Source organism: Rhodobacter sp. 24-YEA-8, from assembly GCF_900105075.1.
Taxonomy (GTDB): domain Bacteria; phylum Pseudomonadota; class Alphaproteobacteria; order Rhodobacterales; family Rhodobacteraceae; genus Pseudogemmobacter.
Window position 1 is genome coordinate 1644174 of record NZ_FNSK01000001.1, and the last position, 12646, is coordinate 1656819.

15 protein-coding genes are annotated in these 12646 nt (G+C 61.5%); 13 read left to right on the top strand and 2 right to left on the bottom strand.

The genetic code is table 11. The annotated features are described in order from the left end of the window. The first annotated feature begins 299 nt into the window (after positions 1–299). From BLW25_RS08135 to BLW25_RS08185, 12 genes are all read left to right on the top strand, one after another. Entirely contained in the window at positions 300–959 is a 660-nt protein-coding gene (locus BLW25_RS08135; protein WP_092898019.1) for an alpha/beta hydrolase, read from the top strand. Then, positions 959–1228, top strand: coding sequence for a hypothetical protein (locus BLW25_RS08140; protein WP_092898021.1), 270 nt, complete (start codon positions 959–961; stop codon positions 1226–1228). The genes BLW25_RS08135 and BLW25_RS08140 overlap by 1 nt, the downstream gene beginning before the upstream one ends. A 23-nt stretch (positions 1229–1251) precedes the next feature. Next, positions 1252–2001: a type I methionyl aminopeptidase gene (map, locus tag BLW25_RS08145; RefSeq protein ID WP_092898023.1), complete on the top strand. Its 750-nt coding sequence runs from the start codon at positions 1252–1254 to the stop codon at positions 1999–2001. Between the two features lie 96 nt (positions 2002–2097). Continuing rightward, positions 2098–2730 (top strand): HD domain-containing protein, encoded by a 633-nt coding sequence (locus tag BLW25_RS08150; protein ID WP_092898025.1) that lies wholly within the window; start codon positions 2098–2100, stop codon positions 2728–2730. Between the two features lie 197 nt (positions 2731–2927). Continuing rightward, the gene (locus BLW25_RS08155) at positions 2928–4142 is read left to right on the top strand and encodes an NADP-dependent isocitrate dehydrogenase (protein ID WP_092901739.1); all 1215 of its coding nucleotides are present in this window, start codon (positions 2928–2930) and stop codon (positions 4140–4142) included. A 237-nt stretch (positions 4143–4379) separates the two neighbouring features. Continuing rightward, entirely contained in the window at positions 4380–5549 is a 1170-nt protein-coding gene (locus tag BLW25_RS08160; protein WP_092898027.1) for a Hint domain-containing protein, read from the top strand. Positions 5550–5644: 95 nt separating this feature from the next. Further along, positions 5645–7462 carry a translational GTPase TypA gene (gene typA, locus BLW25_RS08165; RefSeq protein ID WP_092898029.1) on the top strand — a complete coding sequence of 606 codons (1818 nt, stop codon included), beginning with the start codon at positions 5645–5647 and terminating at the stop codon, positions 7460–7462. A gap of 246 nt (positions 7463–7708) precedes the next feature. Further along, positions 7709–7876, top strand: a complete 168-nt coding sequence (locus tag BLW25_RS24310) for a hypothetical protein (protein ID WP_171909511.1) — start codon at positions 7709–7711, stop codon at positions 7874–7876. A 383-nt stretch (positions 7877–8259) separates the two neighbouring features. Continuing rightward, positions 8260–8502, top strand: coding sequence for a hypothetical protein (locus BLW25_RS08170; RefSeq protein ID WP_092898031.1), 243 nt, complete (start codon positions 8260–8262; stop codon positions 8500–8502). Continuing rightward, complete coding sequence (locus tag BLW25_RS08175; protein WP_143040474.1) at positions 8495–8929, top strand: DUF4326 domain-containing protein; 435 nt, start codon at positions 8495–8497, stop codon at positions 8927–8929. The genes BLW25_RS08170 and BLW25_RS08175 overlap by 8 nt, the downstream gene beginning before the upstream one ends. A gap of 98 nt (positions 8930–9027) precedes the next feature. Continuing rightward, on the top strand, positions 9028–9213 hold the full coding sequence (locus tag BLW25_RS08180) for a hypothetical protein (RefSeq protein ID WP_092898035.1): 186 nt from the start codon (positions 9028–9030) through the stop codon (positions 9211–9213). 111 nt (positions 9214–9324) lie between these two features. Continuing rightward, positions 9325–9729 carry a BrxR family helix-turn-helix transcriptional regulator gene (locus BLW25_RS08185; RefSeq protein WP_092898037.1) on the top strand — a complete coding sequence of 135 codons (405 nt, stop codon included), beginning with the start codon at positions 9325–9327 and terminating at the stop codon, positions 9727–9729. 468 nt (positions 9730–10197) lie between these two features. Here BLW25_RS08185 and BLW25_RS08195 read toward each other — a convergent pair whose 3' ends face one another. Then, positions 10198–10548, bottom strand: coding sequence for a tyrosine-type recombinase/integrase (locus tag BLW25_RS08195; protein ID WP_253188296.1), 351 nt, complete (start codon positions 10546–10548; stop codon positions 10198–10200). A 653-nt stretch (positions 10549–11201) separates the two neighbouring features. Between BLW25_RS08195 and BLW25_RS08200 the strand changes: the two genes are divergently transcribed. Continuing rightward, the gene (locus BLW25_RS08200) at positions 11202–11516 is read left to right on the top strand and encodes a GNAT family N-acetyltransferase (RefSeq protein ID WP_366267945.1); all 315 of its coding nucleotides are present in this window, start codon (positions 11202–11204) and stop codon (positions 11514–11516) included. Positions 11517–11533: 17 nt separating this feature from the next. Here BLW25_RS08200 and BLW25_RS08205 read toward each other — a convergent pair whose 3' ends face one another. Next, complete coding sequence (locus BLW25_RS08205; RefSeq protein WP_092898043.1) at positions 11534–12412, bottom strand: lytic transglycosylase domain-containing protein; 879 nt, start codon at positions 12410–12412, stop codon at positions 11534–11536. Positions 12413–12646: the final 234 nt, after the last annotated feature.

Consider the following 12646-nt stretch of genomic DNA (forward strand, 5'->3'; position numbering starts at 1 on the left):
GGCTTCGCCGACTGCCCCGAACCGGCCGCAAGACTGGCCGCAAGACTGGCCGCAAGACTGGCCGCAAGACTGGCCCCGGATCGCCTCCGACGCCCCTTGCGCAAACCCGTCGTCCCCCGGCAATCCGGCCACATCCCCCCGGGGAACGGGCCATTTCCAGGCAGATCCATTGACGAGCCAGCCCCGGGCCATTACCTCAGGTGCAATCCGGGGGACAAGACTTGCCCCCTTTAGAACAGTTCTAAATTACCCGGGCGTTTCAGTCAAGTTTCGATCCCGGAGAAATCAGGCGAGAGCGTATGCCCGAAGTTATCTTTGCCGGCCCCGATGGACGTCTCGAGGGACGCTACCATGCACAGAAGGAACGCGACGCTCCGATCGCCATCGTTCTGCACCCGCATCCCGCCTATGGCGGCACGATGAACAACAAGGTTACCTATAACCTGCATTACGCCTTCTATAATCTGGGCTTCAATGTGCTGCGGTTCAATTTCCGTGGCGTGGGGCGCAGCCAGGGCGAATATGACCAGGGCATCGGCGAGCTGTCGGATGCAGCCTCGGCGCTCGACTACCTCCAGTCGATGAACCAGAATGCGAAACATTGCTGGGTCGCGGGCTTCTCATTCGGCGCCTGGATCGGGATGCAGCTCCTGATGCGCCGCCCCGAGATCACCGGCTTCATCTCGGTGGCACCTCCCGCGAATCTTTACGATTTCAGCTTCCTCGCCCCCTGCCCTTCGTCAGGTCTCGTGATCAATGGCAGCGCCGATAAGGTGGCCCCGCCGAAAGACACCCGCACCCTCGTCGGCAAGCTGCACGAGCAAAAGGGCATCACGATCACCCATACCGAGGTCGAGGGCGCCGATCACTTCTTCAAGGATGAAGAAGCGCATATGAAACCGATGATCGAAACGGTTTCGGATTATGTCAGGCGGCGCATGACCGAAAGCACCCGCTGATGTCCTTCATCCAGGAGCTTGCCGACCAGCTTGCGAAAGACGTGCTCGCCTCGCAGAACGAATTGCAGGATGACCGTTTTTACGAACAGGTCGGCAGGGTCCTGGGGGCGGCGTCGCCGACGCTGCAAGAGGCCTATATGACCTCGATCCGCATCCGCCTCGCCGAGGCGCGCGGCCGTGACTTCCTCACCCGCGCCCTCAGGGCCAAACGCGAGGGCGCCGCCGCCCCGGATGCGCCGCGCGATCTCAGCCCTGGCAGCGGCCACTGACCCCGAAGCGGAACGGTCCGGCCATGACGATCACCCATCAGGACGAACTCGACAGCCTGCGCCATATCGGCCGCATCGTCGCCAATACCTTGCTTGCCATGGCCAAAGCGATGGAGCCGGGCATGACCACGCTTGAACTCGACGAGATCGGCGCCCGGCTCCTTGACCGCGAAGGCGCGGTCTCGGCGCCACGCAGCGCTTACGATTTCCCCGGCGCCACCTGTATCAGCGTCAATGAGGAAATCGCCCATGGCATCCCCGGCCCCCGCGTGATCGCCGCCGGAGACCTCGTCAATATCGATGTCTCGGCCTCGAAAGACGGGTTCTTCGCCGATACCGGGGCAAGCTGGCAGCTGAAGCCCGAACGCGAGGCGCTGAACCGGCTCTGTCGCGACGGGCGCCTTGCGATGGAGACCGGCATCAATGAGGTCCGCGCCGGCAAACCCCTCGCAGGCATCGGTAATGCCATTGGCAAATTCGCACAGAAACGCGGCTATACGCTGATCCGCAATCTCGCAAGCCACGGCATCGGCCGCAGCCTGCATGAAGAGCCGACCGAAATTGCCACCTGGCCGACCCGCGGCGACCGCCGCCGTATCGAAAAAGGCCTGGTTCTGACGGTAGAGCCGTTCCTCTCGACCGGCGGTCTCTGGGCCGATGCCGGCGAGGATGGCTGGACGCTGTACAGCGAGCCGATGGCGCCGGTGGTGCAGTATGAACATACCGTGGTCGCAACCGGGTCGCGGGCCATCATCCTCACTCTGCCCGGCTGAGCCGCCCCGCCTGAACCCTCGCGCCTGATTTTCCGGCCTGATCAGGCCCCGCCTTCCCCCTTGCCAGAATCCGGCCTTTCGCGCGATGACTGCGGCATGGATATTCCGCTCACCACCCCCGTCCCGCCTGTACAGCCCGCCACCGATCCCCGTCTCGACGCCCAGTTCGCCTTTCTGAACGAGGCCGACCGCCTGAAATCGGTGCTGCGCGCCACCACGCTCTGCGATGGATCGAGGCGCGAGAATTCGGGTGAACATTCCTGGCATCTGGCGCTTTATGCCATGGTTCTGGCCGATCAGGCCCCCGAAGGCGTAGAGATCGACCGCGTCATCCGCATGTTGCTCCTGCATGATCTGGTCGAGATTGACACCGGCGATGTGCCGATCCATTCCGCGAACGGCGCCGCCCATGCCAGCACCGACACCGTCCTTGCCGAACAGCGCGCGGCCGACCGCATCTTCGGCCTTCTGCCGCCTGACCAGGCATTGGCCTTCCGCGCGCTCTGGGATGAATTCGAGGCGGCCGAGACCCCGGATGCCGTCTTTGCCAAATCTCTCGACCGGGTGCAGCCGGTCCTCGCCAATCTGCAATCCGGAGGCGGCACCTGGACCACCTATAATGTCACCTGGGATCAGCTTGTCGCCCGGGTCGGCCAGAAAATCGCGCGCGGAGCACCCGCGATCTGGGCCTGGGTCAGCCAGAGGGCCAAAGCCTGGTTCACGCCCTGACGCGCCTCGGACATTCTTGCCCCCTCCTTCTGACGCAAATGCCCCCGCCGGAGGCATCCCCGGCCAGCCGGAAAGCCGCCGGTTCTACAGGCAGTGGTTGATGAACTTTTTGTATACCATCGCATACCATCTTCCGTGACGCCCGGATTTCCGCTAAATCAGGCCCCAGGCGTAACCCAGTCCAGAAAGGGCGAATGATGACCAGGATCAAGGTGGCCAACCCGGTGGTGGAACTTGACGGCGATGAGATGACCCGGATCATCTGGGATTTCATCAAGCAAAAGCTGATCCTTCCCTATCTCGATATCGACCTGAAATATTACGATCTTGGCATCGAAGAACGCGACCGCACCGCAGACCAGATCACCGTCGATGCAGCGCATGCGATCCGGAAATACGGCGTTGGCGTCAAATGCGCGACCATCACCCCCGATGAGGCACGGGTCGAGGAATTCGACCTGAAGCAGATGTGGAAATCGCCGAACGGCACCATCCGCAACATCCTGGGCGGCGTGATCTTCCGCGAGCCGATCATCTGCAAAAACGTACCGCGCCTTGTGCCGGGCTGGACGAAGCCCATCGTGGTCGGCCGCCACGCCTTTGGTGATCAATACAAGGCAACCGATTTCCGCTTCCCCGGGCCGGGCAAGATCACGATGAAATTCGTGGGTGAAGACGGCACCACCCAGGAATATGACGTCTTTGACGCGCCCGCCGCAGGCGTCGCGATGGGAATGTACAACCTCGATCAGTCGATCATCGACTTCGCGCGGTCTTCCTTCAATTACGGGCTGATCAAGGGCTGGCCGGTTTATCTCTCCACCAAGAACACTATCCTCAAGGCCTATGACGGACGGTTCAAGGATCTCTTTGCCAAGGTCTATGCCGAAGAGTTCGAGGACCAGTTCAGGGCCAGAGGCATCCATTACGAGCACCGCCTGATCGACGATATGGTGGCTTCGGCGCTGAAATGGTCGGGCGGCTATATCTGGGCCTGCAAGAATTATGACGGCGATGTGCAATCCGACACGGTGGCGCAGGGCTTCGGCTCGCTCGGTCTGATGACCTCGATCCTGCTGACACCTGATGGCAGGACCGTCGAGGCCGAGGCCGCACATGGCACCGTCACCCGCCATTTCCGCCAGCATCAGGCGGGCAAACAGACCTCGACCAATTCCATCGCCTCGATCTTCGCCTGGACCGGCGGGCTGAAACACCGCGCCAAGCTCGATGACAATCCGCAGCTGACGCGGTTTGCCGAAACGCTGGAACAGGTCTGTATCCGCACCGTCGAGGACGGGTTCATGACCAAGGATCTGGCGCTGCTGGTCGGGCCGGATCAGAAATGGCTGACCACGACGGGTTATCTGGAAAAGGTAGATGAATATCTGAACAAGGCGCTTGCCGGCTGAGTGGCAGAAACTCATCTGTGCGTTGGGGCGGTATCAGCGGATGCCGCCCTTTTCCATATCCGCACAGGGATCTGGCCTGTCTTACGGCCCTGCTGTCTTTCGGGCGATTGCTGAGATGCGCCTCATTTGAGGCATTATTCGGGTCAGGAGCCAGCCTTCGCCACAGGATGCTAACCGCGGCTTAAGACTGATCTGACAGATTGGGTGTCGCTGCAGCTGACCGGGACGGAGGGTCGGATGAGAACGATCACGGTTCAGGTCTGGACCCTCGACCCCAGCTTCAGCGTGCAGTCACCCGGCATGGTGATCCGGCCCGATGACTGGAGCGCATCGCCGCAGGACGATTTCGTGGATATGCAGGGACAAGGGGTCGACCTCTCCCCCTATCTGCTCAGCGCAGAGCTGACCGATGGCGATGAAAGTCAGATCATCACCTCTGATGAAAGCGACTCTTTTACTGTGGGAGGAACCGCTTATCAGATCTACGCCGTTTATAACGGTGACAGCGCGGTGATTGCCGGTGCCACACAAAAGCTGGTGACATTCTACGGCCAGAGCAGCGCAGGCGAGTCGCGGGCGATCGCCCTGCCGGTCGATGAGGATGGCAAGGTCTCTGCGGCCTATCCCGGCACGATGACAGCAACCAGCTGGCTGTGGGAGCCAAATGAATTCGCGCTGCCATTCTCCTCAATTCCCTGCTTTGTTTCCGGCACCCTGCTCCGCACGCCCGAAGGGGACTGCCGGATCGATGACCTGCGGGCCGGAAGCCTGGTCATGACCCGTGATCACGGCCCCCAGAAAGTCCGCTGGATCGGCGCCGTCACCCTGACCGAGGCGGATCTGCGCCGCGCCCCCGCGCTGCGGCCGGTCATCATCGCCGCCGGGGCACTCGGTCCGGGCATGCCCTCAACTGAGCTGCGGCTGTCACCGCAGCATCGCGTGCTCCTGCGCTCAAAAATCGCCGCGCGGATGTTTGGCGCAGAGGAAATGCTGATCGCCGCAACCCGCCTCATCGGCCAGGACGGGATTTCGCTGGCCGCCGGGACCGGCCCGGTCACCTATCTCCACCTGATGTTCGATCAGCATGAGCTGCTGTTCTCGAACGGCGCAGAAGCCGAAAGCCTCTATCTCGGGACGGAAGCGGCAAAGGCCTTGCCCGCCACCGCCCTGCATGAAATCCTGGACCTGTTTCCCGGCATTCGCCCCGGCACATCCAAGCCGGCCCGCCCCTTCCTGGCCGGCAATAAGGCGCGGATGCTGGTGCAGCGCCACCGTCTGAATCGCAAACCCCTGGTCGAAGCTGCGCGCAGGCCGATGCAGATACCGCCCGGAACGCGCCACACTCTGACGCCCGCAGAGCAGCTTCAGCACCGCCCGGATTGCCATTCAACTATGCCCGCCAGATAGTGATCTGCCCCTCAACGCCAGCTCTGCACGAAACCGCATTTCCAAATCCGGATTTCTCCTGTATTTGCGGCACCGCAGCAAACAGGTAGAGCTTAATGGACCTTCGCAACATCGCGATCATCGCCCACGTTGACCACGGCAAGACCACCCTGGTCGACGAACTTCTCAAACAGTCGGGCACCTACCGCGAAGGCCAGGCCACGACCGAGCGCGTGATGGACAGCAATGACATCGAACGCGAGCGCGGCATCACCATTCTCGCCAAGGCCACTTCGGTCGAGTGGAACGGGTTGCGCATTAATATCGTCGACACCCCCGGCCACGCCGATTTCGGCGGCGAGGTGGAACGCATTCTGAACATGGTCGATGGTGTGGTCCTGCTGGTTGACGCCGCAGAAGGCCCGATGCCACAGACGAAATTCGTGACCTCGAAAGCCCTCGCTCTGGGCCTGCGCCCGATCGTTGTGCTCAACAAGGTCGACAAGCCCGATGCCGAACCCGAGCGCGCGCTTAATGAGGTGTTCGATCTGTTCGCCAACCTTGGCGCCTCGGACGAACAGCTTGATTTCCCGCATCTTTATGCTTCGGGACGCTCTGGCTGGGCCGATGATTCGCTCGATGGCCCGCGCAAGGATCTGACCGCGCTTTTCGAGCTGGTGGTGAAACACGTCCCCGCACCGAAGCAGATCGCCAAGGTCAACGAGCCCTTCTCGATGCTCGCGACCACGCTTTCGGCTGACCCTTTCCTTGGCCGTCTGCTGACCGGCCGTGTGGAATCGGGCACCATCCAGGCCGGCGCTTCGCTCAAGGCGCTGACCCGCGACGGTGAGCGGATCGAACAGTTCCGCGTCACCAAGATCCTCGCCTTCCGTGGCATTGCCCAGACCGCGATTGACGAGGCCGTCGCCGGCGATATCGTCACGCTGGCCGGCATGACCAAACCGACCGTCGCGGACACGCTTTGCGCGCTTGAAATTGACACCGCGCTGCCCGCCCAGCCGATTGACCCGCCGACCATCACGGTGACCTTCGGCATCAATGATTCGCCCCTTGCGGGCAAAGACGGCACCAAGGTGCAAAGCCGCGTGATCCGCGACCGTCTGATGAAAGAAGCCGAACAGAATGTCGCGATCAAGATCGCCGACACCGCCGGCGGCGACGCTTTCGAGGTCTCGGGCCGCGGCGAATTGCAGATGGGCGTTCTGATCGAAAACATGCGCCGCGAGGGCTTCGAGCTCTCGATCTCGCGTCCGCGCGTGATCTTCAAAGAAGAGAATGGCGTCCGGATGGAGCCGATCGAGGAAGTCATCGTCGATGTCGATGATGAATATTCCGGCGTAGTGATCGAAAAGCTGACCGGCGAGCGCAAGGGCGATCTGGTCGAGATGAAGCCGGCAGGCGTCGGCAAGACCCGGATCATCGCGCATGTGCCGTCGCGCGGGCTGATCGGCTATCAGGGCCAGTTCCTGACCGATACGCGTGGTTCTGGCGTGCTGAACCGCATCTTCCACGGCTGGGTGCCGCATAAGGGCCCGATCCAGGGCCGTCGCCAGGGCGTGCTGATCTCGATGGAGAACGGCGTCTCGGTGTCTTACGCGCTGTGGAAACTGGAAGATCGCGGCCATTTCTTCATCGGCGCGCAGGAAGCGGTTTACCAGGGCATGATCCTGGGCGAGCATAACCGCGACAATGATCTGGAAATCAACCCGATCCGCGGCAAGCAGCTCACCAACGTCCGCGCCTCCGGCACCGATGAGGCCGTGCGCCTGACAACCCCGGTGCGGATGAGTCTCGAAGAAAGCATCGCCTATATCCAGGACGACGAGCTGGTCGAAGTGACGCCGAAGATCATCCGGATCCGCAAGCGCTATCTCGACCCGCATGAGCGCAAGCGCATGAGCCGCGAAAACTGATCTCAGGGCTGACGCCCGACGTAACCCGGCCGGCAGAGGACCCCTCCTCCGCCGGCCGTATCCATTCTGCCGCCGGTCCATCGCAGCGGATACACCGGTGCTTCGCCTGTCGGGCGTCCTCTTAACTCTCTGACCTTTGGAGTGCCGGAGGTATCGCGGCCCGGCTTCCACGCACAGGAATCAGACGCCCCCGCGCAGCCCGCCGCAAGATCCACAGCGCTGGAAGCCTTCTTGTGATTACAGGACATGCTGCCCCCATCGCCCGGCGACAGGTTCACGGGTGGCGCGGTCGAGGCCTGGTATCTCAACGTCGAGGCAGAGGTGCGTTATTGGGAAGACGGCACGATCAACGGCCAGCCCGACAATGACGATGCAACCCTCGAGGTCAACATGATCGCGCTTGGGATGAGCTGACCAGTTTAGCAGGCGCGAACGGCATGCCTGCCCCGCGCCTACTCCCCCGGTGGCGCCCTGCCAGGTGACCACCGGGGTTTCTACCCCGACCGGGGCGGCGGGTGATCCGCCCCAACCTCCCTGTTGGACCTCTCCCGGCCAGATCAAAGGCCGGGAGCCTTTTCCCGGAGCAGCCATATAAATTCTGCCTGAGACGCGCTTCCGCAATGCCGTTGTCGCGAATTTGCAGGCACCACCGGGCAACTTCTTCTTTCCCGGTGAGGTCCTCAAGCTGGTGAGGCTGGCCGAAGATCTGGGCATCGCGGAACCGCTTGCCCGTCAGATCATCACATCCACAGTAGCGCGCCCGCGTCACCCGATTACCGCGGGGATCGAATAGCGCCATGGCTGGCCCCACCCTTCATGGCAACGGTCATCCCTGCCCGGCCGGCGAGCTTCGCCGCGAGGTCGAGGACAAGACGCTGATCCTGCGCCCCGGGATAGCCTGTAGTGTCTGCAAGGGTGTCGGCAGCCTCGGCTTCACAGAAGCAGAAATCGTAGCCCGCACGGTCAAAGAAGCGCGCCGCCTCTACTGGCCCGCCTTTGAAGTCCGCGCCACCCGTCAAAATGAAGTCGATCATGCGTGACCACACCCAACCTTCTCGCATCCATCTGTCGCGCGCCAAAGGATCGCGCCTGCCGGCCAATACCGTGCGCTGCGACCGCAGTACCATCCTCGGCAATCCATGGGTGCCGGGAGAGAACGGTGGCCTGCGCATCCCGAACGGATCGCTGCAGGGCAAAATGGACTGGTATCCGCCGATCCCCACGACCGAGATCCTCACGGTCGAGCGCGCCGTTGCACTTCTCGCCGAATGGCTCCTCACTGAGAACTCGTCTCTGCCAGCTGGTCTGAGCGACACAGATGTGACCCGCTGCATTGACGCCCTCGAAGAGCTGCGCATCGCTGTGCTGGACCGCCTGCCCGCCCTGCGCGGTCACAGCTTCACCTGCTGGTGCATGCCGGGCTCGCCCTGCCATGCCGAAACGCTGATGGAGATCGCAAATGGGTGATCGCATCTTTATGCACAACGGCTATGCGCTTTCGTGCCTAAAAAATGCCCAAATAGAGTGCGTATCTTCGGCTCTCATTACAAGTACGGATGTATATTATGTCAGTGAAACGGATCCTGGATCTCGCCAGCTCTCTCGAATTCTCGGTCGCCAATGCCAGGATGAACAATACGACAATCGCATTGACCCCGGAAGCTGCCCAGCGGATCGCTTCGGAGCTCTTTATTGCCGCCGAGATCCTGCAGCGGTCCACACCATCAGAGGACGTCAAAAAAGCTGCCTGACCGGTTCTGACGGCCGGTACAGCACAGCTCTCACCTACAGGCGGTTTCGGCACGACATCAGCGCCAATGTGACGCGCGGGCGCGTCCCGGAGCAAATGCGGGAGGTCGCCAATGGGTGACCTCTCCCATGCCGTCCTGACGCAGATGATCTGGATCGTTGCCCGCGTGATCGGCGCTGGCACCATTGGGAGGCAGGATCTGGTCACTGCCTTCGGCATCAGCCAGTCTCAGGCTGCTATCGATTTCCGCTCATACCGCGCCATCAATCCCGACCGCCTTATGCATGACCGCCAGGCGCGCACCTATCTCGTTTCGCCGGGATCGCTTACGGCATATCCGACCGCCCTACGCACGCGCGTGATCCATGCCGTGCGGATGGTGATGGACCTGATCACCGACGGCAGTCAGCCCGCGAAACCTGCGCCGAGTTGCGCGCGCTGCGAGGACATGCGGTTTCTGGATAGCCACGTGATCCTTGAGCAGTGCCTGGACTGCAATCCGGAGATCCCGAAATGACCCGGGCGAACTGCGCCCATCTGATGGTGAGGGAGGAAGCGGCGTAAGTGCTCCGATGCAGTTCGTGATGATAGAGGCCGACCGACTTGACCGGATGGAGCGCAAGCTTGATGCCCCGACCGAGGCACTGAGGTCGTCAACCGTCATCCCGGCCCCAGAGTGGTGCCCAATTACCGAGGCCGCGAAGCGCAAGGGCGTAAGCACCACCACAATCGGACGCAAAATCGCCTTGGGTCTGATTGAGGCTCGTGGGAATGGCAAACTGAAGGAAGTTCGGATCTAGTCGAGTTTTTTGGCCAGATTTGCCGCGCTCTCATTGCAATAGGTCATGAGCATCTTCAGATCGCGATGCCCGACCATTCTCGCCAACTCCAGCACTCCTGGCTTTTTTGCCAGATTGGTGATTGCCGCATGTCGGCTGTCGCGGAAGGTTAACCCCTTAACTCCAGCCCGATCCCGCAGCTTTCGTCAGAGCGCGTCCAGCTGCGCAGAATTCAGTCCGAACACAGGATCATGACGCCGCAGGCTTTCTATGATCCTGACCGCCTCACCGGAAAGTGGAACATCGCGGGGTCTGCCGATTTTGGTGCGCTCCAGCTTTGCAACGCGTGTTGTGAGATCAATCTTTTCCCACCGCAGACCAACGATTTCTCCGGCGCGCATCGCGGTCTCGGTTGCAAATCTGAAAGCGAGGAAGGTCCTCGCCGTGGCCTTTTTCAGATCATCACCCGCCGAGAAAGCGAAGACCGCCGCCCTGCGGGCACCCAGGCGGTTAATTTGGGCCCGCCATTTGTCTCGATATTTTCTGATCGATGCCATGATGACGCACAGTGCGTTATTTGTGCGTTAATGGATGCCTCGTTTTGCACATCTCAGGCAATCAGAAAATTGCAGACCAATCCGGAAGCATTGATTTTAAAAGAAAAAGCGCCCCAAGGCGCTCATTGCTTTGTAAGTGTGGTGCGGACGACGGGTCTCGAACCCGTAATTCCTTTCGGAAGGCAGATTTTCATCCCACTTCGGCTTTCGCCGCCGCCGGTTTCCCGGCGTTCGTGGGCTGGACTGTCCCTTTGCCATGGCCGCCGGGTCGCCCGCAAAAGGCTTTCCGAAGGCTACAGGCACCACCCGTCCAGTCTCTACACCTTCCCCGGCATAGTCGCGCCGGGGCTTGGCTCGGGATTGGCGTAGGAGCCTGCCTCACGGCCTGCCCCCTTAGCTTTCCCCGAATTTGAGCGGTTCTGCACCGCAGGTTTCCCCACGGGCACTCCAATTGTCAAAGTCTGCTGCGTATACCAGTTTCGCCACGTCCGCCCGGGCCCAAACGGGGCCGGTTGCGCCTCAATACACGGGCGGGCGCGATTCGACAGCCCCGCAGTTATCCCCACTGTCACTGCATCGCCTATCGCGCCGCAGATTGACAGCGCGCGCCTCCGTCCCTTTATTTGCCAGAGATCCGGAGGCGAGACCCCGCCGTGAGACCCAGAAGGAGGCAGACTGTCATGGCCGATTTTACCATAGGGAAAGAGATCACCGACCGGGGAGGCCGTTTTGTCATCTATAAGGAGGGCGAAGTGGCAGAGCTGACCTTCACCCGCCGCGCGCCGGACCTGGTCTCTGCTGATCATACCGGTGTGCCGGATGCCTTTCGCGGCACTGGTGCCGGCAAGGCCCTGGTCGAGGCGCTGATCTCCGATGCAAAAGCGAACAATTACCGCATCATGCCGCTTTGCAGCTTTGTTGACGCACAGCGTCGCCGTCACCCGGAATGGGCCGATCTCTTCGTCTGAACCTCAGCGCCCGTCCTTCATCCCCCCGTCGCCGACAAAACGCGGAAAACGCAAGGATCGGTGACCAGTTCCGGCGGGGTCTGGCAGAGGCCCTGCGCGACCTGCCAGGCCGCGAGCACCTTGGGCACGTAGTCGCGGGTTTCGGCATAGGGGGGCACGCCACCATTCTTGCGCACCGCCCCCTCGCCCGCATTATAGGCCGCCAGCGCCATCAGCGGATCATTGTTGAATTCATCGAGCAGCCAGTCGAGATAGGCGACACCGCCTTTGATATTCTGCACCGGATCGGTGGAATCAGTGACGCCAAAGCGGGTGGCGGTCGCGGGGATCAGTTGCATCAGCCCCACCGCCCCCGCGGAAGAGACGGCATCCTTGCGCCCGGCACTTTCGATCCCCATCACCGCCAGAACCAGCGCGGGTGAGACATCGGTCCCGACCGTCGCAATCAGGATATCGCGGCCATAGGTTTCGGCAATGGTCTGCATCGACTGCATCCGGGGCGCCTTCACCGAGGCCCCGCCCGGTCCTTTGGTCAGCGCCGCCATCGCGTCCGGAAAACGCCCGGCAGAGCTGTTAAGATCCGACGGAATCACATCCCAATACCAGGCGTAATTCGATTTCGGGCCAGGTCCGGGCGTGACATCGCCGTCTATGCCCTGCTCGATCGGTGCCAGCGGGCGCTCTTCATGTTGCAATGCCGGGTCCTTCCAGGCGGTCGCGGCCAGGCGGCGCGCCTGTTCCACCGGATCGATCTGTACCGTGATCCGCTTGCCGGGCAGCGAGTCGCCGACCTTCACCCTCCGGAAGGTGAAATCCTCCTGCTCAGCGCGCCCGGCCCCGGGAATCGCCAGCAAAACCAGAGCCACCGCCAGGGTGCCTGAGACTCGACGCGTCATTTCGGATGCCTGCTCTTCTTATTTTTCTGAGAGAATCGCAGAGATCTCTGCTCTGGCAAAGCAGAAAAGCAGGTCAAAAAAGGCAAAACTGCCCCAATTGATCGAAATGCAACGCAGTTTGCCGGCGGAAATTAATCAAATAGGCCAGAATCAGAATTACAAAAATCACAAAAAAACATCACGTTAACGCAATATCAGCCAGGCCACTGCTCCTGCTGCGAAAATGCCCTCACC

Coding starts and splice junctions, on each gene's coding strand:
- BLW25_RS08170 (WP_092898031.1), top strand. CDS start 8,260: ATGGCTGGCCCCACCCTTCATGGCAACGGTCATCCCTGCCCGGCCGGC.
- map (WP_092898023.1), top strand. CDS start 1,252: ATGACGATCACCCATCAGGACGAACTCGACAGCCTGCGCCATATCGGC.
- BLW25_RS08180 (WP_092898035.1), top strand. CDS start 9,028: ATGTCAGTGAAACGGATCCTGGATCTCGCCAGCTCTCTCGAATTCTCG.
- BLW25_RS08185 (WP_092898037.1), top strand. CDS start 9,325: ATGGGTGACCTCTCCCATGCCGTCCTGACGCAGATGATCTGGATCGTT.
- BLW25_RS08135 (WP_092898019.1), top strand. CDS start 300: ATGCCCGAAGTTATCTTTGCCGGCCCCGATGGACGTCTCGAGGGACGC.
- BLW25_RS08205 (WP_092898043.1), bottom strand. CDS start 12,412: ATGACGCGTCGAGTCTCAGGCACCCTGGCGGTGGCTCTGGTTTTGCTG.
- BLW25_RS08155 (WP_092901739.1), top strand. CDS start 2,928: ATGACCAGGATCAAGGTGGCCAACCCGGTGGTGGAACTTGACGGCGAT.
- BLW25_RS08195 (WP_253188296.1), bottom strand. CDS start 10,548: ATGGCATCGATCAGAAAATATCGAGACAAATGGCGGGCCCAAATTAAC.
- BLW25_RS08175 (WP_143040474.1), top strand. CDS start 8,495: ATGCGTGACCACACCCAACCTTCTCGCATCCATCTGTCGCGCGCCAAA.
- BLW25_RS24310 (WP_171909511.1), top strand. CDS start 7,709: ATGCTGCCCCCATCGCCCGGCGACAGGTTCACGGGTGGCGCGGTCGAG.
- BLW25_RS08150 (WP_092898025.1), top strand. CDS start 2,098: ATGGATATTCCGCTCACCACCCCCGTCCCGCCTGTACAGCCCGCCACC.
- BLW25_RS08140 (WP_092898021.1), top strand. CDS start 959: ATGTCCTTCATCCAGGAGCTTGCCGACCAGCTTGCGAAAGACGTGCTC.
- BLW25_RS08160 (WP_092898027.1), top strand. CDS start 4,380: ATGAGAACGATCACGGTTCAGGTCTGGACCCTCGACCCCAGCTTCAGC.
- typA (WP_092898029.1), top strand. CDS start 5,645: ATGGACCTTCGCAACATCGCGATCATCGCCCACGTTGACCACGGCAAG.